15 protein-coding genes and 1 pseudogene are annotated in these 24,199 nt (G+C 44.2%); 9 read left to right on the top strand and 7 right to left on the bottom strand.

Translation table 11 applies throughout. The annotated features are described in order from the left end of the window. Nucleotides 1-6: 6 nt before the first annotated feature. The 3 genes from dnaG to ABD036_RS07080 all read left to right on the top strand — a co-directional run bounded on the left by dnaG (nt 7) and on the right by ABD036_RS07080 (nt 4,742). Nucleotides 7-1,791: a DNA primase gene (gene dnaG, locus ABD036_RS07090; RefSeq protein WP_343858062.1), complete on the top strand. Its 1,785-nt coding sequence runs from the start codon at nt 7-9 to the stop codon at nt 1,789-1,791. A gap of 232 nt (nt 1,792-2,023) precedes the next feature. Next, entirely contained in the window at nt 2,024-3,853 is a 1,830-nt protein-coding gene (gene rpoD / locus ABD036_RS07085; RefSeq protein WP_343858060.1) for an RNA polymerase sigma factor RpoD, read from the top strand. A gap of 187 nt (nt 3,854-4,040) precedes the next feature. Beyond that, nucleotides 4,041-4,742: a hypothetical protein gene (locus ABD036_RS07080; protein ID WP_343858058.1), complete on the top strand. Its 702-nt coding sequence runs from the start codon at nt 4,041-4,043 to the stop codon at nt 4,740-4,742. Nucleotides 4,743-4,865: 123 nt separating this feature from the next. Here the strand turns inward: ABD036_RS07080 and ABD036_RS07075 are convergent, their stop codons facing one another. From ABD036_RS07075 to ABD036_RS07065, 3 genes are all read right to left on the bottom strand, one after another. Beyond that, the gene (locus ABD036_RS07075; protein ID WP_343858056.1) at nt 4,866-5,504 is read right to left on the bottom strand and encodes an esterase/lipase family protein; all 639 of its coding nucleotides are present in this window, start codon (nt 5,502-5,504) and stop codon (nt 4,866-4,868) included. A 140-nt stretch (nt 5,505-5,644) separates the two neighbouring features. Continuing rightward, complete coding sequence (locus tag ABD036_RS07070) at nt 5,645-8,755, bottom strand: efflux RND transporter permease subunit (protein ID WP_343858054.1); 3,111 nt, start codon at nt 8,753-8,755, stop codon at nt 5,645-5,647. A 12-nt stretch (nt 8,756-8,767) separates the two neighbouring features. Next, the gene (locus tag ABD036_RS07065) at nt 8,768-9,835 is read right to left on the bottom strand and encodes an efflux RND transporter periplasmic adaptor subunit (protein WP_343858052.1); all 1,068 of its coding nucleotides are present in this window, start codon (nt 9,833-9,835) and stop codon (nt 8,768-8,770) included. Between the two features lie 112 nt (nt 9,836-9,947). Between ABD036_RS07065 and ABD036_RS07060 the strand changes: the two genes are divergently transcribed. Continuing rightward, nucleotides 9,948-10,475: an NUDIX hydrolase gene (locus ABD036_RS07060; protein ID WP_343858049.1), complete on the top strand. Its 528-nt coding sequence runs from the start codon at nt 9,948-9,950 to the stop codon at nt 10,473-10,475. A gap of 123 nt (nt 10,476-10,598) precedes the next feature. Then, nucleotides 10,599-12,362 (top strand): acyl-CoA dehydrogenase family protein, encoded by a 1,764-nt coding sequence (locus ABD036_RS07055; RefSeq protein ID WP_343858046.1) that lies wholly within the window; start codon nt 10,599-10,601, stop codon nt 12,360-12,362. Between the two features lie 112 nt (nt 12,363-12,474). Here ABD036_RS07055 and ABD036_RS07050 read toward each other — a convergent pair whose 3' ends face one another. From ABD036_RS07050 to ABD036_RS07040, 3 genes are all read right to left on the bottom strand, one after another. Next, on the bottom strand, nt 12,475-16,848 hold the full coding sequence (locus ABD036_RS07050) for an ExeM/NucH family extracellular endonuclease (protein ID WP_343858043.1): 4,374 nt from the start codon (nt 16,846-16,848) through the stop codon (nt 12,475-12,477). Nucleotides 16,849-17,181: 333 nt separating this feature from the next. Next, nucleotides 17,182-17,709, bottom strand: a complete 528-nt coding sequence (locus tag ABD036_RS07045; RefSeq protein ID WP_343858040.1) for a DUF3016 domain-containing protein — start codon at nt 17,707-17,709, stop codon at nt 17,182-17,184. Nucleotides 17,710-17,946: 237 nt separating this feature from the next. Continuing rightward, nucleotides 17,947-19,938 (bottom strand): beta-propeller domain-containing protein, encoded by a 1,992-nt coding sequence (locus tag ABD036_RS07040; protein ID WP_343858037.1) that lies wholly within the window; start codon nt 19,936-19,938, stop codon nt 17,947-17,949. An 81-nt stretch (nt 19,939-20,019) separates the two neighbouring features. Here ABD036_RS07040 and ABD036_RS07035 point away from each other — a divergent pair, with 81 nt between their 5' ends. From ABD036_RS07035 to ABD036_RS07020, 4 genes are all read left to right on the top strand, one after another. Further along, the gene (locus ABD036_RS07035) at nt 20,020-20,985 is read left to right on the top strand and encodes a MipA/OmpV family protein (protein ID WP_343858034.1); all 966 of its coding nucleotides are present in this window, start codon (nt 20,020-20,022) and stop codon (nt 20,983-20,985) included. A gap of 1 nt (nt 20,986) precedes the next feature. Next, a complete protein-coding gene (locus ABD036_RS07030) occupies nt 20,987-21,388 on the top strand; it encodes a DUF3019 domain-containing protein (protein WP_343858032.1) in 402 nt (133 codons plus the stop codon). Continuing rightward, a complete protein-coding gene (locus tag ABD036_RS07025; protein WP_343858029.1) occupies nt 21,385-22,089 on the top strand; it encodes a response regulator in 705 nt (234 codons plus the stop codon). Before ABD036_RS07030 ends, ABD036_RS07025 begins: the two co-directional genes overlap by 4 nt. Nucleotides 22,090-22,353: 264 nt before the next feature. Beyond that, entirely contained in the window at nt 22,354-23,613 is a 1,260-nt protein-coding gene (locus ABD036_RS07020) for an ATP-binding protein (RefSeq protein WP_343858027.1), read from the top strand. Nucleotides 23,614-24,011: 398 nt separating this feature from the next. Here the strand turns inward: ABD036_RS07020 and ABD036_RS07015 are convergent. Further along, a pseudogene (locus ABD036_RS07015) lies at nt 24,012-24,199 on the bottom strand (hypothetical protein); the annotation flags it as partial.

Raw genomic sequence — 24,199 nt, 5'->3', positions numbered from 1 at the left:
CTTTTCATGGCTGGACGCATACCAAAAGATTTTATTGACGACCTAATAGCTCGCACCGATATTGTTGAGTTAGTAGACAGTCGCGTGAAACTAAAAAAAGCCGGTAAAAATTATCAAGCTTGCTGTCCGTTTCACAGCGAAAAAAGCCCGTCATTTACGGTTAGCCAAGACAAACAGTTTTATCATTGCTTCGGGTGCGGCGCCCATGGCAACGCGATCTCCTTTGTGATCGAATATGATCGATTAGAATTTCCTGAAGCCGTCGAAGAGTTAGCACGCTTTCATAGTTTAGAAGTGCCTCGCGAACAAGGTTCAAAACCCGGCCCTAGTCCACAGCAAAAAGCTCAAATAGCTGATGATTATGAGTTAATGGAGCAAGCAGCACGTTTTTTTGAACACCAATTAAAAAACCATGAACAAAAATCCAAGCCAATAGACTATTTAAAACAACGCGGCCTGAGCGGTGAAATAGTTAAGGCGTTTGGTATCGGCTATGCTCCACCAGAATGGGATAGCATTTTTAAAGCCTTTGGCAAAACACCGGATAAACAACAACAACTGCTTGATTTAAAATTGATCACCGAAAACGATAATCGTCGTCGATACGACTTTTTCCGCGATCGGATCATGTTTCCTATCCGGGATAAACGCGGTCGCGTGATTGGTTTTGGTGGTCGAGTGCTAGAGGACGGCGGCCCCAAATACCTTAACTCTCCAGAAACGCGGATATTTCATAAAGGGCATGAGCTTTACGGTTTCTATCAAGCTAAACAAGCAAATCGAAAGCTAGAACGTTTACTCATTGTTGAAGGTTATATGGACGTGGTCGCGCTTGCTCAACACGGCATTGACTATGCGGTTGCTTCTTTGGGAACTTCTACCACGCCTGAACACATTCAAATGTTGTTTCGCGCCGCACCGGAAATAATATGTTGCTACGATGGCGACCGCGCTGGTCGTGAAGCGGCTTGGAGAGCACTGGAAAATGCCCTTCCTTATCTCAAAGACAGTGTCAAAATGACCTTCCTATTTTTACCCGATGGCGAAGATCCCGATACCTTAGTGCGCAAAACGGGCCAACAGGAATTTGAAACACTGTTATCCGAAAAAGCTGTACCTTTGTCGCAATTTTTCTTTGATAACCTGCTGGCTCAACACAACGTCGGAAGTAGCGAAGGTAAAGCGGCGTTAACGCAAGCTGCCAATGCATACATAGAGCAAATAAAAGCGGAAAACTTAGTCCAGTTGTTGAATGAAGAGCTGCGTAAAAAAATCAAGGCTGACAGTTATAGAGCCGACATTTTACAAGATATTAAACAAGCCAATGCCGTTGGCAAAGCACGAGCGTTGGATTATCAACTACCAAATAAAACCAATATATCTCCAGTACGCAAACTACTGCGTCTGATGTTGTTACACCCTAAATTGGCCTCTCAGCATCCCGAGATCCAGCCAAGAGCATTAAATCCTGATTTTATTAAGGGATTACATGTGTTGATAAAGATGCATGACTTTTGTGTGAACAAGACAACGATTACCACTGGTCACGTTCTAGAGCATTTTAGAGGCGATCCTGAAGCCAAGTTTCTCAATCAACTTTTGCAAGTTGACCATGACGCCGACGACGCAAGACCGGATAAACAATACATAGATAGTTTTAATCGACTTATCGAACAGCAACTCAAAGCGCGATATCAACAGTTACTCGCTAAAGGCAGCAGCATGACTGCCGATGAAAAACAAGAATTTAAGTTGTTAACTCAGACAAAAGCGACCTACAGCGCTGAATAAAATTTCACCTTACAAGGTTGAATAACATCGATTCGCCCACACTTTAGGTATTCATCGCAGATCATTGGGTTTAATACACTATAATTCACTCGAAATACTGGTCGGCAGAGCATAAAATCTGCTATACTGGCTAATTCGCAAACGCCTCGGTGCACGCAAATTTATTTGACGTTAACTGATGAAGTTGGCTTCCAAATAAACTTTTTAACTGATTTTGAGAAACGTAGGTTATATGGCGCAAAGCAAGCAGTCTCAGATAAAACTCCTTATCGTAAAAGGAAAAGAGCAAGGGTATTTGACCTTTGCTGAAGTAAACGATCACCTTCCTCAGGATATCGTTGATTCCGATCAAATCGAAGACATTATTCGCATGATCAATGACATGGGAATTCAGGTGTTCGAGTCAGCTCCGGATTCTGATGAATTGCTCATGCAAGAAACCACCGCTGATGAGGAAGTGGCGGAGGCCGCCGCTCAAGCACTAGCAACAGTTGAAAGCGAAATTGGCCGAACTACTGATCCTGTCCGTATGTACATGCGTGAAATGGGTACGGTTGAACTGCTGACTCGTGAAGGTGAAATAGAAATCGCCAAACGCATTGAAGAAGGGATCAACCAAGTTCAATGTTCAGTCGCTGAGTACCCCGAAGCCATTACCTATCTTTTAGATCAATGGGACCAATTCGAAGCCGAAGAAATTCGCTTGAGCGACATCATTATAGGTTTTGTTGATCCAAATGAAACTGACGTGGCTCCCACGGCGACTCACGTAGGCTCTGAATTATCTGACGATGATCTAGAAGATGAAGATGGCGATGATGACGACGAAGATGAAGAAGAAGAAGACACTGGGCCAGATCCAGAATTAGCGAGAGAAAAATTTGATGCGCTGCGCAAACAGTATATTAAAGCTCGCGATGTCATTGCCAAGAAAGGTCGTTCGCACAAAGACGCAAGAAAGCAGATTAATTTACTGAGCGAAGTTTTTAAAGAGTTTCGTTTAGTACCGAAGCAGTTTGATCGCATGGTTAAAAACATGCGAGGCATGATGGACAGAGTACGTGTGCAAGAGCGTATTGTCATGAAGCACTGTGTTGTTAATGCGAAAATGCCTAAGAAAGATTTCATTAAAGCCTTTGCTGGCAATGAAACCACAACTGTCTGGTTAAAAGACGTGTTAGCAAGTGGTGAGGCCTATGTGCCAGCCATGCTTGAAGTAAAAGAAGAGTTAGAGCGTGCTGTAAGTAAGATGAATCAGGTTGAAGAAGAAACCGGCTTGATCATCGCAGACATCAAAGACATTAACCGTCGGATGTCTATTGGCGAAGCAAAAGCCCGTCGCGCGAAGAAAGAAATGGTCGAGGCTAACTTACGCTTGGTTATTTCAATCGCCAAAAAGTACACCAATAGAGGTTTGCAATTCTTGGATTTGATCCAAGAAGGTAATATTGGCTTGATGAAAGCGGTAGATAAATTTGAATACCGTCGCGGTTACAAGTTTTCTACCTACGCGACTTGGTGGATTAGACAAGCAATAACTCGCTCAATCGCGGATCAGGCTAGAACGATCCGTATTCCTGTACATATGATTGAAACGATCAACAAATTGAATCGTATTTCACGTCAAATGCTTCAGGAAATGGGTCGAGAGCCGACGCCAGAAGAATTGTCCGAGCGCATGATCATGCCAGAAGACAAGATCCGTAAAGTGTTGAAAATCGCCAAAGAGCCCATCTCGATGGAAACGCCTATTGGCGATGATGAAGATTCGCACTTAGGTGACTTTATCGAAGACAGTACTATAGTGCAGCCTTTAGATTCAGCCACCGGTGGAAGTCTCAAAGACGCAACTCAGGAAGTACTTGCAGGCTTAACAGCAAGAGAAGCTAAAGTACTGCGCATGCGTTTTGGTATTGACATGAACACTGACCATACTTTGGAAGAAGTTGGTAAGCAGTTCGACGTTACGCGTGAGCGTATTCGTCAAATTGAAGCAAAAGCACTGCGTAAACTGCGTCATCCAAGTCGTTCTGAGCAACTGAAAAGTTTCCTAGACGAATAAAGAAAGGTGAGCTTTTACTATTGAAAAAAGGTCACTTAAGTGGCCTTTTTTAATAGCTGTATTTAGTTTTAAAGGAATACAGTGGAAACCTCAACTAAATATACTTCGAAGATAAATGATCAGAATGAACGTTGCGTTAATTTAAACGTGGCCTGTTTATTTCATTGAAACTCAAGGTTTGTGCATTGTGAGAAAATACGATTTCTTCTTCCTAATGATGCTCATCATTAGTGGCACTTGGTCTTCAAGCACTGCCGCCAGAAGCCAAGCAGAAATTTCAGTTGGCGTTACTGAGATGCCTTTTTTGTTGAGTCGAACGCCTAAACAAAGAGGCCCCTACAATGATGCATTTGATAAAATCAAGGCCTCAGGACAGCGTGTTGAAATTGTTTATGTCCCCCCAGCTAGAGCCGAGCTCTTATATCAGCAAAAAAAGGTCAATTGCTTGTTTCCAGGCAGCTTGGAAAACATGGAGGGCAAACACCAGATGATCGAAAGTAACCCTTTAGCCACTGTCCATGCTTACGTATTCAGTTTAGAAGAAAAGGACGTGAAACCAGACATCAAGGCACAGCGGATTGCTATTCGCAGGGGCTTTTCGTTCGACAGCATCCGAAAAAAGTTAAATGCTGAATTCATTGATGTCAATTCTGAAGTGGTTGCCATTCAATTTTTGCTTAAACAACGAGTGGATGCGATTGTCAGTTATTTATCTGATCTACAAGGGGCTCAACAGGCATTAAATTTGACGACCACCGAATTTTACAAAAGCACGTCCATTTATGCCGCAAATGAAGCCTTTATTTGCCACAATACGTCAAAGAACAATGACTTTGTAAGAAAGGTAAACGCGCTCTTTCCTAAAACCGAAAAATTAAATAGTCCATAGCAAATCGATATCTGTCATCTTACAACCCTAAAATTCAAAGGTAACTGCGCACTAAACATAGCGCACTTTTAACGCCATTAAACTTCCGTGTTGCTACATCTTCAAAGTTGTTCAGGTTAACAATCACTGCGCATTCAGGGACGTCTGAATCTGAGAGATTTTGCTCAGCAATAGGTGGCTGACTTTACGGCTGCTGGGCAAAAAGGTATGAATTACATTCAACTCTATGACCTCGTCAATATCTTGATGGTAGCACTCGTCAACCGATACCACACCGTCATTTGGATCATCGAGGAAATACTTTTTAGTTAACGGAAAACCCCGATTTCCTACGATCGAGGTAATCTCAATCTGCGGCATTTTGATCGTATTCATTCGTTTGCTACTGGAAAGCAACTTTCCACAATCGCCACTGAACCACTGAAAACCCAGTTCTCGTTTACTCTTATTAGCGAGTCGCGGCGAACTGACCGGAGATCCCAACAGAAAAAGGTGTTCAGGCGGGCGAGGAATTGACGGCAGTTGTTGCAGCGCGACTCGGAGTAAAATACCACCCAACGAGTGACCAATAACCACATAGTGACCTCTACTTGCTACGTCTACCAGTTTGCTTTTAACTCTTTCCACTATGTCTTGAAAGCTCTCAGTCGCGGCAAGATAACCAACCACATCGACATTATGGCCATGTCTCTTGAGTCGCCACAACATGGGAACGCCCGACATTGGTGTGCGTCCCATACCATGTACAAAAAGGATGTTCACAGGATCATTGCCCCCTACTTGTTTTTAATTCCATAAGTAAATGTTGCGGTAACTTAAAAGTCATTGAGTGTTTTTATACTCATGATAGTCACCGTAACATACTGCCTTAGGGTGGAAACAATCCCGTCATCAACCGAGACTTAAAGTATCTCGCCTTTTTTATATGGGTGTTTCTTGTCTAATGCTTCAATTTCTTGGGTTAGCTGCTCAGGTGAACCGGTATTTTTAGCTAGCCAATAGTACGCGATAGGTACAACATAAAGCGTTAGAAAAGCCGATAACAACACGCCTGAAAATATCACTATACCAATGACCGCCCTGCTCTCAGAGCCTGGGCCTGTTGCAACCACCAGCGGCAAAGCACTGAAAACCGTGGTGAAACCTGTCATCACAATGGGACGTAAGCGTTGACTCGCGGCCTTTTTAAGTGCTAATTCGAACTCCATGCCAGCATCACGAAGTTGATTGGTAAACTCGACAATCAAAATACCATTTTTAGCCGCTAAACCAATCAGCATGACCAAACCAATTTGACTGTAAATATTCAGACTGGCACCGGCGATATACAGGCCAATAAAGGCCCCTAATAAAGCCAAGGGGACGGTTAACATAATCACCAACGGATGCACCCAGCTTTCAAACTGTGCCGCCAATACTAAGAAGGTGATGGCTAACGCCAAAATAAAGATAAAGATGACAGAGTCACCTGATTCTTGATAAAGCTGAGATTCACCTTTGTAGTCGATGGACACTGTGTCTGGTAATTCTGTCCTAACAATGTTTTCAAGATACGCTAGCGCCTCACCGACAGTATAGTCATCGGCTAAGTTTGCACTGATAGTGATACTGCGCATGCGATTGTAACGGTTTAACCGCGCCGAGGTGGCCTTCTCTTCAAAGCTTAACAAGTTGTCCATCGGAATAAGTTGATTAGTTCGCTGTGAGCGCACATACAAATTATCTATGCTTTGCGGGCTTCGGTAGTCGTCTGCCCATCCTTCCATGATCACATCGTATTCCTGACCTCGATCCAAGTAGGTAGATACGCGTCTTTGTCCCAGCATAGTTTCCAAAGTTCGGCCTACATCTGAGATGGATACCCCGAGATCGGCAGCCCGCTGGCGATCGATATTCACTAACAGTTGTGGTAAGGTTTCTTTATAGTCTGAATCCACTCGCAGCAACTTTTCGTTTTCTGCGGCTTTTTCCAACACGATATCACGCCACTTCACCAAGTCTTCGTAGGTATTGCCCTGCAGCACGAACTGGACGGGACGACCTAACCCACGCCCCCCTAAACTACTGCGCATGATGGCGAACGCTCTGACATCAGGAATATTTGATAACTTGGCGCTCACCTCATCCATCACATCAAATGTTGAGCGAGTGCGATCTTGCCATGACGCCATGCCCACAATCGCGATACCGGCACCGCCGCCAAAACCAGGGGTTCGCACAAGGACACGGTCTATCTCACCGGTGTCCAAATAGGGTAACAATATGTCTTCAACCTTTTTTAGGTTCGCCGCATTATTTTCAAAACTTGCGCCCTCTGCACCTTGCATCGAAATAAAGAAATTACCTCTGTCTTCTTTAGGCACAAATTCACTGGGTATTTTTTGGCTTAGTTGATATAGCGCAACAACCGCGAGCACTAGCATGAGCGCAACGACTAAGGGTTGATGCAAAGTCGTATTCAAACTATTGAAGTAACCGCTTTCTACTTTTTTAAAGCTCCTGTCCATCCAACGCCCAAAGCCTGAGCTTCTGGAACGATTTGACAACAATTTAGAAGACAGCATAGGCGAGAGAGTCAGGGCAGTGAAACTTGAAAAAGCTACCGCCGCGGCAATTGCCAGTGCAAATTCGGTAAATAACCGCCCAATATTACCTTCCAAGAACACCAAAGGTACAAAGACTGAAATCAAAACCAAGGTGGTGGCAATAACGGCGAAGCCCACTTCTCGTGCTCCACGATACGATGCCAACAAAGGCGGCTCGCCCATTTCAATGCGTCGATAAATATTCTCAATAACCACGATGGCATCATCCACCACCAAGCCGATAGCAAGCACTAGTGCCAATAATGTCAGTAGATTGATTGAAAAACCGAGCGCATACATCACAATAAATGCTGCGACCAAGGAAACGGGTACCGTAATGGCCGGAATAATGGTTGCACGGATATTGCCTAAGAAGACATAGATCACCAACACCACCAGCGCCATCGCGATACCTAAGGTGTTATACACTTCGTTGATAGACTCTTCGATAAATACTGAGGAGTCGTAGCTAGGTACGATAAAAATGTTTTCCGGCAAGGTTTCTGAAATCTGCGCAATGGCTTTTTTAGCGTCGCGCGCTACTTCCAAAGTATTGGCATTGGATTGCTTTACAATGCCCAAGCCAATCATGTTAACGCCATCGCCTCTAAACTGGGTTTCATCATCTTCCGATGCCAGCTCCACTTTTGCCACTTCACCTAGCTTAACAAGGTAACCATCGGCACTGGCTTTGATGGTTAATTCGGCAAAGTCATCGGGCGTTAGGAAGCTGCGAGCGACGCGCACTTCAAAGTCTCTGTCATTGGACTCTACTTCACCGGCCGGTAATTCGACGTTTTCCGAGCGGATCACTCTTTCTATGTCGGCCACTGTGATATCGCGAGCCGCCATCGCATTGCGATCAAGCCACACTTTCATCGCATAGGTTCGGCCGCCACCAAGTTGTACTCGGGCAATACCATTGACGACGGACAAGCGATCAACCAAAAAGCGATCCGCATAGTCGGTTAGTTCCATTACCGATAAATTGTCACTCCGCAGGTTGTACCATACGATCGGACTTTCGTCTGAATCCGATTTAGAGACCTCAGGCGGATCAGCTTGCTCAGGCAAATTGTTTAACGCTCGGCTTACGCGCTCGCGCACGTCATTTGATGCCGCATCTATGTCTCTGGATAGATTGAATTCAATGCTAATTGATGAGCGTCCATTGCTACTGGTTGACGTGATATTCTTGATCCCTTCAATACCGGAGATGCGATCTTCGAGTAATTGCGTAATACGTGTCTCAACTATAGATGCAGATGCCCCTGTGTACCTTGTATCAATTGAAACAATAGGCGGATCGATATCAGGGTATTCTCGCAACGATAAGAAACTGATTGCGACAATGCCAAAGATAATCAGCAGCAAATTAACTACTGACGCAAAAACCGGACGTTTGACGGAGATATCGGATAACAACATAGCGTGATTCCTTTACAAAGTAACATCTGAGAGGATGGATACCGTTGAGCCATTTCTTAGCCTCAAAGCCCCTTCAGTGACCACTGTGTCTCCACTGGCTAAGCCAGAGATAATTTGTACCACGCCTGGACGACGCAATCCGGTAACTACTTCCTTTTGTATTGCTTTGTTATCTTCAATCACGAACACGAACTGTTTATCTTCATTAGGGATAATGGCTTTTTCAGGCACCACTAACGACTGTAACACGCGCATTTGTAGGTTTATTTGCAACAACATTCCCGGACGAAGTTTCAAGTCTGGGTTGTCGATCAATGCACGTACTTGAATAGAGCGCGTGTTTGCGTCTACCCGCGAGTTAATACTACTTATTTGACCTTTGAAGGTTTCATCAGGGTAGGCAACCGATAAGGCCTTGATTTGTTGACCAGGAGACAAAGCTGGAAAGTGGATTTCAGAAACGTTGAAATCCACTTTGACTTTTCGCAGATCATCTAGGGTAGTAATGACCGTATTGGGCGTGATGTAGGCGCCTTCACTGATCTGGCGGATACCAAGTCTACCGCTAAAAGGAGCGTGTAATTCCATCTCATCGAGACGCGCTTTAGCAACCTCTATTTGCGCACTCAATGCTTTAACACGCGCTTGTTGTTCATCCAAAATTTGTTCAGATGCGACACTGGTTTTGGCTAAGTTGGTTATCCGTTTTAGCTGTCTTTTAGCCTCTTGAAGGTTGATGTTCAACTCATTGAGCTTGGCTTGTTCTTCACGATCATTCATGGTCAACAGCAGCTGACCCTTTTCCACCACATCACCGTCATCAAAGTGGATACTGTGTACCACATCAGATTGCTGAGAAGTGATAGTTACCGCTTCGTTTGCTCTGGCTGTGCCTAAGGCTTCAACCACCACTGGAAATTCCGTTTCTAACACGTTAAACACGACCACTGGGGTTGCAGCTCCGCGCGGTCCACCCGCACCGACTTGAGGGGTTTCCTCAGGAAGATTCAGGAATATTAGTAAGCCAATTAGCGCAATAGTTGCAATGAGCAACGGAGAAATCATTTTCTTAACGGTCATGAACGGTTCCTGGATAGTGTAATCAATGTGTTACTTTGTACAGAGCCAATACCAACGAGATGTTTTTCGTAGTATTCTAGTGTGAATTAACACAGCTATTGTACGCCCTCTTGTGATAAAAAGATTTTCCTTTTACCTCTGGATTTCGTTATTTGGTCTTACTAGTTGCAGTGAGATTCCGCCAAGTGATCCTGCTTGCAGGGTGAAAGAACCGGAAATACCACCGAAAATTTCGAATGCAGCCTGCATTATTCGTTTGAATGACCAACTATTGAGTATAACTCATCGATTATCAGGCAAATATGATGTCCCCGGTGGTACTTCCAATGGCAGTGAATCAGCTCAATGCACTGCACACCGCGAAACGTGGGAAGAGACGGGGTTTAATGTGGAAGTCGGCGAATGGCTTGGCCAAAATGATCAAGGTATGCAGTATTATGCATGCAAGCTTGCCGGAGACTTTGATGGCACTATCACTGAATTCTCGCCTCCTCCTTGGTCATCGATGGAAGTCTCTGCTATTACATTGATTGATCCCTTTGCAATCAGTGGCAAACAGTGGCGTTTTGAAGATCGCCTGATCCACTTACGTGACATGTTCAATCGAGTAGAAGATTCTAAACCCAAAGATAGTCAGTAGCATCAAGCGGCTGAAAAATCCTAGTTATTCGTCTGTATCAATTAAAATTAGTTGAAGTTAATTAAAATTAACTGAAGTTGATTGTATACTGGTCGGAACAGTTGAATAGACATTGGGATTACTATGCCACAATATCAAGCACCACTAACCGATATGCAGTTCCTACTGCATGACTGGCTTAACCTTGAAAGCCACTATCAAAACTTAGGTTTGCAGGACTTTGATCAAGAACTGGTGAATGAAGTGCTTAGTCAAGGCGCAAAATTTGCAGAACAGGTCATTGCCCCTTTAAACCGCGAAGGTGACGAACAAAGCTGTCAACTTAAAGACGGTAAGGTGACGACGCCGGAAGGTTTTGCTGCTGCTTATCATGAATACATTGCCAATGGTTGGAACGCCATGTTGGGCAGCGCTGAATATGATGGGCAGGATCTCCCCTACTCTATGGCAGTGCCTGTCCATGAAATGCTTAATTCGGCAAACGTCAGCTGGCGTTTAATTAGTATGCTCACCGAAAGCGCTGTATTGGCGGTTAATAAACACGGTGACAAAGCGCTTAAAAACACCTATCTAAAACAATTAATCTCCGGCGAGTGGACAGGCACCATGTGTCTCACCGAACCTCACGCGGGTACTGATTTAAGTTTGTTATCGACCAAAGCGCAGCCACTTGAAGATGGCAGTTATAGTATTAGCGGTAGTAAAATATTTATCTCTGGTGGCGACCAAGACTGGACCGATAATGTGCTGCACTTGGTGTTGGCAAGGCTGCCGGACGCGCCTGAAGGAGTGAAGGGGATCAGCTTATTCTTAGTGCCAAAGTTTTTGGTTAATAGTGATGGCACGCTTGGCCAAGCAAACACGCTTTCGGTTGGTAGTTTAGAGAAGAAGATGGGGATCAAAGCCTGTCCTACTTGCGTGATGAATTTTGATCAAGCCAAGGGGTTTTTAGTCGGTGCTCCTCACAAGGGGCTAGCGTGCATGTTCACTATGATGAATGACGCTCGCTTTCAAGTGGGTTTGCAAGGCTTAGGGATCTCAGAAGCATCCTATCAGGGCGCCTTGGCCTATGCGCGAGAGCGTTTGCAATCAAGAGCGCCTCAGGGCTCGATCAATCCAGATGGAAAAGCCGATCCTATTATCGCCCAACCGGATGTGCGCAAAATGTTGTTGACCCAAAAGGCCTTAACTGAAGGGTGTCGAGCACTGTCATTACTATATGCTACCCAAATGGACATTGAGAAGAATGCGGATGATGATTTCGCCAAGCATGATGCGGCATCAGTGTTGGCATTCTTAACGCCCATCGCCAAAGGATTTATGACAGACGTGAGTCAGGAGGTCAGTCATTTAGGTGTGCAAGTATATGGTGGCCACGGGTACATTCGTGAATGGGGAATGGAGCAACTAAGTCGAGACAGTCGTATTACCCAACTGTACGAAGGTACAAACGGAATACAGGCCGCCGATTTGATTGGCAGAAAACTTTCACGAGATGATGGTCACATGTTGACTGCGACGCTAAAGCTGCTTCAAGGCTTAATTAGTAAGATTAACAACAGTGACGCGGCCAGCCAAGCTGCAGCTATCCTTGATGAATGGCACAAGCTGTCATGGCAGGTGAAAAAGCAACCTGCAATTGATTTAGCTGGTGCGGCATACGACTATATGCATTACAGCGCTTACAGCATTCTAGGGGTTTTATGGTTGAGTATGGCGGACCGTGCACAAGCTAGTGATAATCAGTCGATAAAAGAGGGCAAAAAGTCGACATGTGCATTTTATTTAAAACGTATACTGCCGCGTAAAGAACTGTATAAAACCAATCTACTGAATGACGCCAGTGACTTGATCGATGTAGCAGACGCGTTATTCGATTATCAATAACCTGCATTAATAGCAAAGCTAACTAACCTAGCTTGGTCTAAATTACCTAAACAAAAAAACCGGTGAAGTTACCTTCACCGGTTTTTTATTAGGTTTGTGTTTTTACGCTAATTTACATTGCACATCTAGCGCGAGTACACATTCTGCGAATTGCTGAGACGTCACGGGTATTTACCACACCGTCAGCATTAAAGTCATGTAAGTCGACTGAGGTGTTACGTGCTCTAATTAAATTAATCAGAGCTCGCATATCAGCATAATCCACGTCTTGATCACCGTCCATGTCCCCAAAGACAGCAGGAGCAACTAGCTCAAAGCTGATCAATACTGGATCATGGTCAGATACTCTAAATGCATCAGGGGCATAGAAATCGCTCACTTGCGCTGGCGATTTGCCTTCTACATTATAATCAAGCACGCGCGGCTCATCAGCGTTAATGTGCCATTCAATTGCGTCTACGGTCTGTTCAGTCAAGGAAGCCGATGCTAACGCATGGTCAAGGTAGCCTAACTCACCGCCAAAGGTGTAAGAATAAGCATCTGCACCTTGGAAAGTTTCAATGAGGTTAACAAAACCGGCACTTTCCAGCGTAGTAATAGGATCTTCTTCAGCGTAAGCATTCAAATCACCGATGATCAACATATTTTCTTTGTCACTCAGTTGTTCATTGCTAGCTAACCAAGCGGTTAAGGCTTGCGACTGTTCCACACGTCGTGCGTTGTAACACGCCTGTCCATCGCCTTGGTCTGCATTATCACCCGAAGCGCCACCACAACCTTTTGATTTGAAGTGGTTTACTACAACAGTCAACTCCGCCCCATTTTGCGCAGCAAAGGTCTGGGCTACTGGAGGTCGGTTAAAGATACCGTCGAAGTTTAACTGGATATCGCCAACCAAAGACACACTCGCAGGTTTGTATAACAGACCTACGGCAATAGCGTCGGTACCAATTGGTCCGGTGTAAGCAACGTTTGCGTAGGTGCCATCCCCAGCAACAGCGTTAAGTCTGTTGGCCAGTTCAACAATCATACTTTGCGCATCAAAGCCGTCGTTTTCAATTTCCATCAAACCTATAATGTCGGCGTCCATGGCAGCAATTGCGGTCACTGTTTTGGCAATTTGACGCTCATATTCAACCGCGTCAGTAGCACCACGAGGGGTTGGGAAACCACCACCTTGGCCATCACCATTAAACAGGTTCAATACATTCAAGCTGGCTACCGTTAGGTTGCCTCGGTTAAGCGCCGGTGTCGCCTCACGTTCATTGGCAGCAACGATGGTCGGTGCTTGAATTGGGTGCAAGCGATAAGAACCAAATGAATAATCTAATGGTGCAGTAACTGACGTCACCAAATCACCACTTCTTAAAGTGTTGCTGGCTGACAATCCACCAGTAGGATATGGCACCACTTCAGGATTCCGCGAGCTCTGTCCATCATCCATCACCACTCGGTTCAATGCATTTGAAGCAGCTAAAGCAATCGCCTCGGCCGACAAAGGTGCATATTTGTTAGTCGGAATGTATAAACGCTCTGAAGATAACGTTACTTCACCAAAACTACCCAAATTGTAGTTATCGGTGACGGTTAGGGTATTTTGGTTGAACACTAACATACCTTCTAACGATTCTGCTTGCGCAGCATTGTTAAAGGGTAAGGTTAAAGCGGTTGCATCAACACTGCCCACACCACAATCTAATGCTGTGTCAGCGACATCAAGTTGAGTGCGTCCGAAGTTCTCTCTAACACTACCTAACACTCTGACCACTGAATTAGCCGCTGGCAGTTCACCGTTCGCGCTGTAATTAACAAACAGCCCTTCTGAGGTTGCCGCATCGGCATCCATGTCTGCTGCTTCTTCTTGTAAAAAGAAACCGCCAAGACCTGGATAGCTTGCAGATACCACAGCTTCTACTACCACGTCTTGTGATTCCATTAAAGACGCATCACCAGAGCCTTGAACTGCACTGATAAGTGTTGCTGGATCAGTACATTGGCCGAGTACCACGACTTCACCGCCGCCGTTGTCGCCACCGCCGCCGAAGGTTCTTCCATCTGGGCCAGAGCCTGGCGTTCCGAAGTCACCGTCACCGTATGTCTCAACATTTTCGGCAAACCAATTCGCACCTACATTGTTATCCAAAGCCGCACTGATCAATGTCATTGACGCACCGTTAGGATCGGGGAAAGTATTCCCGTTATCGTATTCAACGATATCTTCAATTGAAGTGTCGGGGCGCTGTAAGATTATCTCGTCTGAACCGTTACCAATAAACATTCCAGAATATTCATAAAGCGCTTCAAAACCACCATTGCTGGCCGTATCACTGTTATTAGTAAATACCGCATAGGTTCCCGCTGGCACATAGACATCTTCAGTGATCGTATGCGAATCACTGCCATCATCTCTGATTGTCCAGCCATTCATGTTAGCTGCAATGACGCCAGTGTTTAACACTTCAAAGTATTCACCATTGCTATCGCTAACAGCACGTGGGTTTTGCATAATCTCGGTAATAACCAAGTTGAAACTTGCATCACCAGTACCCGGTGTACCTGAGTTGTCTGGATTGTAGAAATTGGTTGTATCTGCAGCCCATTTGCTACCAATGTTGTTGTCACCGTATAGGTCAATTAAGGTCATTGACGCACCGTTAGGATCTGGGAAGGTCGCACCATTGTCATAGGTAATCTCATCAACAATGTTACCGTCTGGATCAACAAGTACAAGCTCATCACTGCCATTGGCTAATGCCATTTGCGAACCATAAGAATATACTTGCACAACGCCACCATTGGCAGCGGTGTCGCCATTTTTGCCGAGCACCGCATATTCTCCGACGCCAATCAAAACATCTTGTTCAATGGTAAACGAGTCACTGTCGTTATCACGGATAGTCCAACCATTTAAGTTAACGACTTGGGTACTGGTATTGAGGACTTCAAACCATTCACCGTTTGTATCGCTGACGGTTCTAGGGTTTTGCATAATTTCAGTAATTAGCAGCGCGTTTGCTTCAACGGTGCCAGTATTGCCATTATCTCCACCTTCATCTTCACCACCATCTTCACCGCCTTCATCACTACACGCATCAGCAGTAAATAACATGGACACCCACTCTGGATGATCGATAAATGGATTACGGTTGCCTTGGTATTCATAGATGCTGGCATTACGTTCTTGCTCAATCGCATCAACTGGATCGGCTGCATGCCATTCAAGTAGTCGACATAGACGGCCTAGTTGTGGCTGTCCAGATGTGGTTAAACTATCCACCAGCATCAAGTCAGGGGTGTTATCACCTAAACCTTCATAGCGCGTGTCCATGTAGAACATCATTCGTGCTACATCACCTTTAACTTGGTCACGTGGCTCAAAAGAATCACCGTCAACTCGATTGCTAGGCGCTTCAGCTAGTGGAGCGTCACTGTTATCAAAATCTAAATTGCCGCGCGAGCCATTAACCGAAATATCGGTTGGACGCAAATGGTGGATATCGGTAAATGCTTCGAATGAAGGTGCTTGATCACGAGGACCGTCATCACTAAAGCCTTTGCTGTTTGGCCAGACATGTTCGCGATTCCAATTATCGGGATTTTGGCTTTGTTCTCCGCTGCCATTTGATAATTTAGGTAGCGAGGTCCCCATGTACAGCAAAGTAACATTGTCTGAATTTGTAGGGTCTTCGTCGGTTTCAGTTAGCGCGGTCCACACTTGATTGTATGTGAGTACACGGTGGTCGGTGCTAATAATTGAGGTTAATTCGCCTTTTATAACGGCAGCGCTAGAACCTGCACCAATTGCTTGGATGGCAGAAGCGTAGTATTCGCTGTCATTAAAGGTATTTGCGTCAGCAACTTTATCGAGGTCGGGACAATTAAAACAAACGCCTTCTAAACCGGTGTCGCCGCCGTCTTCTCCGCCGCCACCTTCTTCACCGTCGCCAAATGTTTGGTTATTGTTTACCGCGCCGTAAGTGTTGGTGGCCGGATTATTCCAAACAAAATCGGCATAGACACTACCTGTACCAGATAGTTGTAAAGAGTGACCGGCTTCTGTTGTGCTATTACTCTCACTGACACCTATATCAGTAGATGACAGGCCATCAGCAACGCCACCTACCGCGGTAAACGTACCTTCGTAACTCAAAAACTGAACGACTTGAGTACCATCAAACAAGACAACACCATCTGGCGCGCCATTTTGTAGGCCATTGCTCGGATAATTGACAATAATGGTGCCCATGCCGCCTTGTTGATCGGGAATGGTACCGCTTAGGGAGGTAGTACCGTAAGCAGTACCATTGTTACCATTGTATTTTACAAGGCTCCATCCGCTTAAATCTGTTCCAGCTGGGCCTGCAACTTCAATTGCTTCGCCAGTATCGGTACTGATATTGTCATAATGAATTTCGTTGATGAATACGTCTGCGTAGACCATAGGCGCGCAGACGAGCGCCAGTAGGGCGGGGTATTTAATACTCATTGTCTCTCCTAACCTGATACATCCAATGCCATTTTCTGGCTTATAATTTATTAGGACTTTGTCCCATTTTTTTAGCTGGTCCGATGTTATTGTTTTAATGTGACAAAGATATGACACGAGTAGACCATTTTGCAGCCTGATAGTGGCAGAAATAGTACAGTTATTCAACGAAATAAAACCTTTTGAAAGATTGCTGAAGGTAATTTTATTTCACCGCCATGCAACTGAAACGGTTGTTTCATGTTGATTTTAAACAACTATTTATTTTATACATTTTCAGAATTAGCGATAAAAAAAACCGCCAAAAGGCGGTTTAATTATTTCAATGATATTTTAGCCGTTGTTAGCTATGAGTTCTGGGAACTCGTCGTTAAACCAAATTCTCAGCATGTTTTTCTCATAACGTAGGTTTTCACTTCTAAAAAATGGATTGTGTCGATCTTGGAATGACATATCCTTTAAGTTCACTTCGTCAGCTTGCTGTATAACAGCACCCTGCGCGTCCGTAAGCGTGTATGAAAAAGACATACGTGGAATGTCAATTTGCTTAACAACCCGAACTTCATTACCAGAGTTCCCTAACCCTACAAAAGAAGAAGGCCAAACTTGACCGGCCAAATCAAGATTAGTGACAGTAATCGATAGCTTTTGTCCTTCGGGCAGCGATTCAGCTAATTCATTGATGTACTCTTCCAATTGCTTGAACGTTTGCTCGCGAAATTTTGCACGTGACTGCATCGTGGGTTGTACATCACGATATTCTTTGGGATTTTCCCAGACAACCTCTACTTCTGCTTTTGCCTGGCTCTGTGCCGAGACTAACATTAGTGCAGCCCCAGTAATCAAATAAGATACTTTCATTGTCTTACCCCTTTTGTCTCATGACTTTCGGTTATCTACTAACATTATAGTAGACTTAACTGAATTAAAACTGAATAAAGATACTAATACGGTTTTTTTGTTGTTTTTGATCGTTTTAAACAACGATTTACTGCCCCCTACACTGCCAAATGTCACGTCGAAAAAAGGGCCGCAGCAGATGCGGCCCCAAAAGTCCATGACACTTAATAACTTAAGCTAGGACGTAAACATCTATTGTTAAAACGGCCCCTGCAAATTTTCGGGGTTTAGCCAATGACTCAACCACACCTGATTGCCATGAATATAATAAATACTGTCGCCATGAATAATGCTTCTATCCTCGCCCGAGTAAATGTAATGCTGCGCATTGTTACTAGCGTCAACATTGCCCTTCCACTGCAACACAGGGTTGGCTATAAGCGTGTCCGTCTCTAGTAACATAAGGCTATTCAAAGGCACCAATATATTTTGCGTTTGTTCCTGAGATGCTTGACCCTCGCCCGTATCAACAGTTGCGTTCCAATTTTCGATTGGGAACGCGAAACGATAAGTCCCCTCGTGCTCTAACACCGATAAGGCTTTGTAGTCCCATTCAACCGGTGTATAGGCGTCAGGCGCAAATACACTGCCCAGTTCCACGGGGTTAGCTGGGTCACGTACATCAAATAAACTGGCTTTCATACCCGAGGTTATCACGGGTAAAACAACTAACTCCCCCGAATCTGGCACATCTGAAACATTCACCTCTTGACCAATGCCTAGGACTAAATCGTTTTTCAAAGGATGTAAATAGCTTGAGAAGCCAGGCAACTCTAGACTCCCCGCGATAAAAGGCTGAGTATTATCAGTAAGATCAATGACATAAAATGGATCTAATCGCTCAAATGTCACGACATAGGCCTTGTCATCGATAAAGCGCACGGCGTAAATTTCTTCATTGGGTTTACCAATGGGTTCAGGTTGGTCCTCATTGGGCAGGGTAGCCACCTCTGTGAGTGACTGTCCTTGTTGTTGTAGCACATGCAAATGATGGGTTGGAACACTGTCGGTATAACGCGTGCTGACGACGCGTAAAAAGTCATCTTTTTCATCCATTTTTAAAAGGGCGGCATTTGAAGTACCTAAGATACCCGAGATGCTTCCGGATGCTTGGTAGCTTAGGTCGGTTAACTCAACTTTGTGAAAAGTCGTGTTTTGCACGCCATCACTTGCTCCAACATAAAGGTTCTGTTGTGACATATACATAATGTCAGCATATAAACTTAAACAAGTAGATTGTCGGTCCGTAGGGTCAATTAAATTTATCCGAGTAATCGTGATAAGTTGTGCGTGTCCATCTTTGGAGGTGGCTGCCGCAGGCGCATAACATTGATTAATATCGTTCATAGTGCTCGCTTGACCGTCCTCATACAGCTTGGGCATGATTGCCGCTGAGGATGCATTCTGAATAGTCTGATAATTATCAATTTTTTGTTGATCGGTTAAGTTGCCAACATTCAATTGCGCAATGTAAGGCACGTAACTGCTAACAATATACAAGCTATCATCTATACGTCGGGTAGACAGCAAGGTGCCGTCAATCGTAATGCTACTGATCGTTTGAATGTCCGACGTGCTTTGCACATCATAAAAACGCACCGTTAAATCGGGTTCATGAGGGATCCAAGGAGCAAAACCTGTGGCATCCAGTGTATATACTGGACTATCGCTGCCGATCACCGCTAAACGATTATCGTGCAAATACAATCCTTGAATATTGTCAAACTCACTATCAAATTCGATCGACTGTTGTTCCGTAAGCGAGAAGTCGTCATTACGCGTGAGGACGCGCACTTTAGGCTCTTCAAATTCACCTTCAAGCCAAATTGGATAGGCGGCTATAAACAGCGTATTGCCGTCATATTTCACACGATCATCTTCGTCTACACCTTGCTCGATAGTGTTGGTTTTTGAAAAACCAGAGCCGAAAGAAGTAGTAGGCCCAGCTTCGACAGTAGTAGGTGTTTCCGGGGCTGGATTGGCCAAAGTAGCCGCATAAATTCCGTTGCGTATAAAGCCAGCTGCTTTGCCTTGCTCTAAAGGACCCGGAATATTTTTCGCCTGATTGACCTGAGGTACGGTTTTTTGCTCCTCAATAGGATCAATTGCGACTTTAGGTGAATCACATGCACTGAGCATAATTGAAGATGCAATCAGTAGTGGGTAAGAAAGTTTGATTTGAAAGTCCATTATTTGTCTCGCTTATCTTAAAGGAACGCAAACATCATAAGATTCAGTGACATTTTAGTCTGCTACGAAATGACAATAATTGTGAATATTTGTAACCCACTGATGTCACTTGTTTCACTGTCTGATATTCTTCATTGGTATTCTCTAGAAAGCCCACTCATTATTGAGGTAAAAGTGCCACGACTTCGTTTTATTCACCTAATTGTCATCTGTTGCTTTTTGATTGTAACTAAGGCAAACGCTTGTGACTCCAGTGTGCCTTGTGCAAAACAAGGAGAGTGGAACTTGGGTATTGCATTGGGGATTGGTGCAAGATCCAACCCCCTAGTAGATGGCGATGTCTTTCCAAATATAGTCCTCGTTGATATAGCGTGGTATGGCGAACAGGTTTATTTCGATAATGCAGAAATAGGCTACAAGCTAATTGACAATGATACTATCGGAGTAGAATCTTATTTAACCTTAGACCGTGAAGCTTCCCACTTCAAATTTTGGCACGTTGGTAATTTTAGTGTTGCGGTGGTTGCGCCGCCTGCTGGTGTGCCAAATGAACCGCCAGATAATCAAGGCTCAGAGGGTGAACTTAGTTATATAGCGTTAGACGAAGTGAGTGATCGAAAATGGGCTGTCAATTTCGGTACTCGAATACATTTTTATCAACCTGACTCCGAGATTACCTTGGCTGTTGAAACAGATGCCAGCGGCGTACATAAGGGGCACAAGGCGATATTAAGCTATGAGCATTTTTGGGCTGGTAATGATTGGCAGTTCAGTATTCGTCCTAGCTTGACGTGGAAAAGTGATGGTTTGGTCAATTACTATTACGGTATATCGGAACGAGATAGCCCAATTGAAAATGTTCACTATGAGGCCAGTGGTGGGTTTCAGCCATCCATAGCAATACTATTTACCAAAAAAATAAATGACAAATGGCATTGGATTGCAAATGCCTCTTACCAAAAACTTCACAGTGGCATGACGGATAGCCCGTTGGTGGATGAAAATAATATCAACAACGTGTTCGTTGGTGTGGGATATCGGTTTTAGCATGCGAATTTCTATTCTAGCGGACAGAAATCGTCAAATTCACACATTGTGGGCATTGTTTTTGTTGAGTTATACAAGCTTTTGTTATAGTGAGCCTGTTGGTTGGAACGTGCAACCTAAGGTTTGTATAGTCAAAGACAAGGGAGATGTTTGTGAACTGGAACTGACCATTACGACTCGCGGATTGCCTGCCGGAGAATACTGCTTCTTCCAAGATAGCTCACTCATTCTTTGTAAAGCAAATCTGTCATCACATGAAACCATTACTATTCGTTTTTCTGAATCAACTCGGTTGCAGCTCAGAGCTAAAGGTGGAGAAGTTGTGTTGTCTCATGACATGCAGATTAAAGCTAGAGAGAGCAACCGCACGCGTAGGGTAAGACAGCCTTGGAGCTTATTTTGAACAAGCGAATACTGCTGATAGAAGATGATAAGCGCTTAAGTGATCTCATGGCGCAATATCTCACTGAAAATGAATTTATAGTGAAATGTTTATACGATTCTGATGAGCTTAATAGCACAATGGATGAGTTTAAGCCGGATGTGATTATCTTAGATATCATGTTGCCAGGAGCAGACGGTTTCGAGTTGTGTAAAGGCTTGCGAAAACGCTTTCTGGGTCCGCTCTTGTTTGTGACAGCAAAAAGTTCCGATTTCGACCAAGTATTGGGCCTTGAGCTAGGGGCCGATGACTATGTGATAAAACCAATTGAGCCTCGAGTTTTACTAGCGCGTATTCACGCATTAGTCAGACGCAGTGAAACCAAAAAGGTTGAAGACAACAAGGCTTCGCATAAGCTCCAATTTGGAAAGTTAAAAATCAATAAACAATCTAGACAAGTCTTTCTTGATCAGGAAAATATCCAGCTTACAAGTCATGAGTTTGACATGTTGTGGAAGCTAGCGAGCAATGCGTCGCAACTTGTAGATAGAGAAACCCTTTACAACGAATTAATTGGTAGAGAGTATGATGGCCTCGACCGATCCGCCGACGTACGTATTTCTCGATTACGCAAAAAGCTCAACGACAACCCACAAAACCCTTTTAGAATCAAAACCATCTGGGGAAAAGGCTTCTTTTTCGTCCCCGACGCGTGGGATTAAAAGCCGATGCAAGGCTCCTATGAATAACTCTCTACCGTGGACAGGCACGATTATGGCTTCGAATTCACTTTCGTGGACAGGCACCCTTAATAGACTTAATACACTCTCAGATGTTTTGTGGACAGCCACTCCTAAAGAAGGTGATATAACACTTTCGTGGACAGGCATTCCTAACAAAGACGATATAGTAAATTGGTACACCAAAACTCTCTCATCATGGGTAAAAAGTGCCAGAACAGCTTTATCGCCAATGGTTATCGAGTTATGACTCGCCTTTTCCTGAGCTTATACATTTTTATTGTACTGTCATTGATCGTACTAAGCGCGATGCTCCGACACGTGTTTTTTGATTTAGAAGGCGTCAACACAGAGCACCAAGCAATAGTATCAGCTTTAACAGTGTTGAATCGCGAAGTAAAAGACATAGAACCCCATTTAGATCCTAATTTATTTGAGATTACTCACTTGTCTTTAGCGGATATGGCATGGAGTGAAGAAGAACAATTAGCTCTTAATTCAGGACGACCAATCACTCTTTTTAATGAATCAGATAAACTGCAGATATATTTTCAGACTTCTGACGAAGCCTTAATAGAAATAACACTTTTATCAAATGAAACTAATGATATTCACTATTTTTTCTATAGTAGTGTGTTTTTCGTTCTTCTTGCGATACTTATTGCACTTTGGTTATGGCCTTTGTGGAAAGATCTTCAACAACTGAAGCGTGCAGCCGCAAGTATTGATCCTAATGGAGATATTCCCTCTGTCTCGATCGAGCCTCGCTCAATCGTATTTCCAATCGCTGCAACATTGAATGAACTTGGTAGTCGAATTCGTGAATTACTAAACACGCAACGCGAGTTAACAGGCGCAGTTGCGCATGAATTTAGGACGCCACTTTCACGCTTAAAGTTTGCCATAGCAAACCTCTCACAAAAGCTACCAGGACAATGGCAAGAGATGAACGCCGATGTCGATGAGTTAGAAAAGCTTGTCCAAGAAATGCTTAGCTACACAACAATGGAAACTCAACAGCCAGAGTTAAACATATCTAAGATCCCGCTTCTTAGTTTGTGCAAACAACGGGTAGACCATGTTAGCGCAGGATTAGATATCCAACGCGCGACTGAAGATGGACAGCCCCCCAAAATCAGTGTTGACTACAGTGGAGAAGACGCCTCGATTTTAGGTGATGAGCACTATATACAGAGAGCGATTGATAATTTATTTCATAATGCATGTCGCTATGCGAAGTCGGAAATTCAATTTTCGGTGGTAGTTACGGTAGAACACGTCGTATTGCGTATACAAGACGACGGCCCTGGAGTTGCGGAATCTCACCACAAGCGAATTTTTGAACCATTTTTCCGACCAGATCATGGAAGAGATAGAAAGCGCGGTGGTGCTGGGTTAGGACTAGCCATCGTAAAGCGGATAATGCATTGGCACAACGGTCAGTGCTGGGTAGAAAATGTCGAGACCGGTGGCGCCAGGTTTTGCTTAAAGTTCAAACAAAAATGACTATAAGTGACCGATTGTCGAAACAGGTAATTTAAAAGAAAAGACATACCAGAGACAATTTAACATGGACAGGCACTCCAACTAGTCTCCGTTTAAGACCGTAAATTCTTTAATCAAGACTGTCACTCTTGCATTAACGTTGACAGCCACCGCTGTATGAGATGAAAAGGCAACCCGTAGATGCAATAACATGGACAGGCATCATTGTAAGAGATGAAAATGCAATCCGTTGGTGAGTGAACTACCAATTGGATAGTTGTTTTTCGATGTGATTTTTTTTGGCAGGAGTGTTTTAAACTGCCATTCGAGCGTGGCATGTTGAAGTTGAGTTCGGGGCTATTAGCAAGCGAGGTAATTGCTTCACAGGACCACGTTTTTATCTGTGAGTCAAAGGCTTATCAAAGGCGAACATGGCTGGGCGTGATACGCTTGCGCTGAGTATGTGTTTTGTATGACTGCAGTGATGTTAGAGTGCCAGCCGCGACACAGAACACATGTTCGAAATCCTGAATTAGCTCAGTCCAGTGAGACTGATTGAACCCCAAATCAACCAGGATGGGATTCGATAATATGTCCGCATCATCAC

Source organism: Aliiglaciecola litoralis (assembly GCF_039523355.1).
GTDB lineage: Bacteria > Pseudomonadota > Gammaproteobacteria > Enterobacterales > Alteromonadaceae > Aliiglaciecola > Aliiglaciecola litoralis.
The sequence above is the reverse complement of the archived record's forward strand: the minus strand, read 5'-3'. Positions and strand labels throughout refer to the sequence as shown.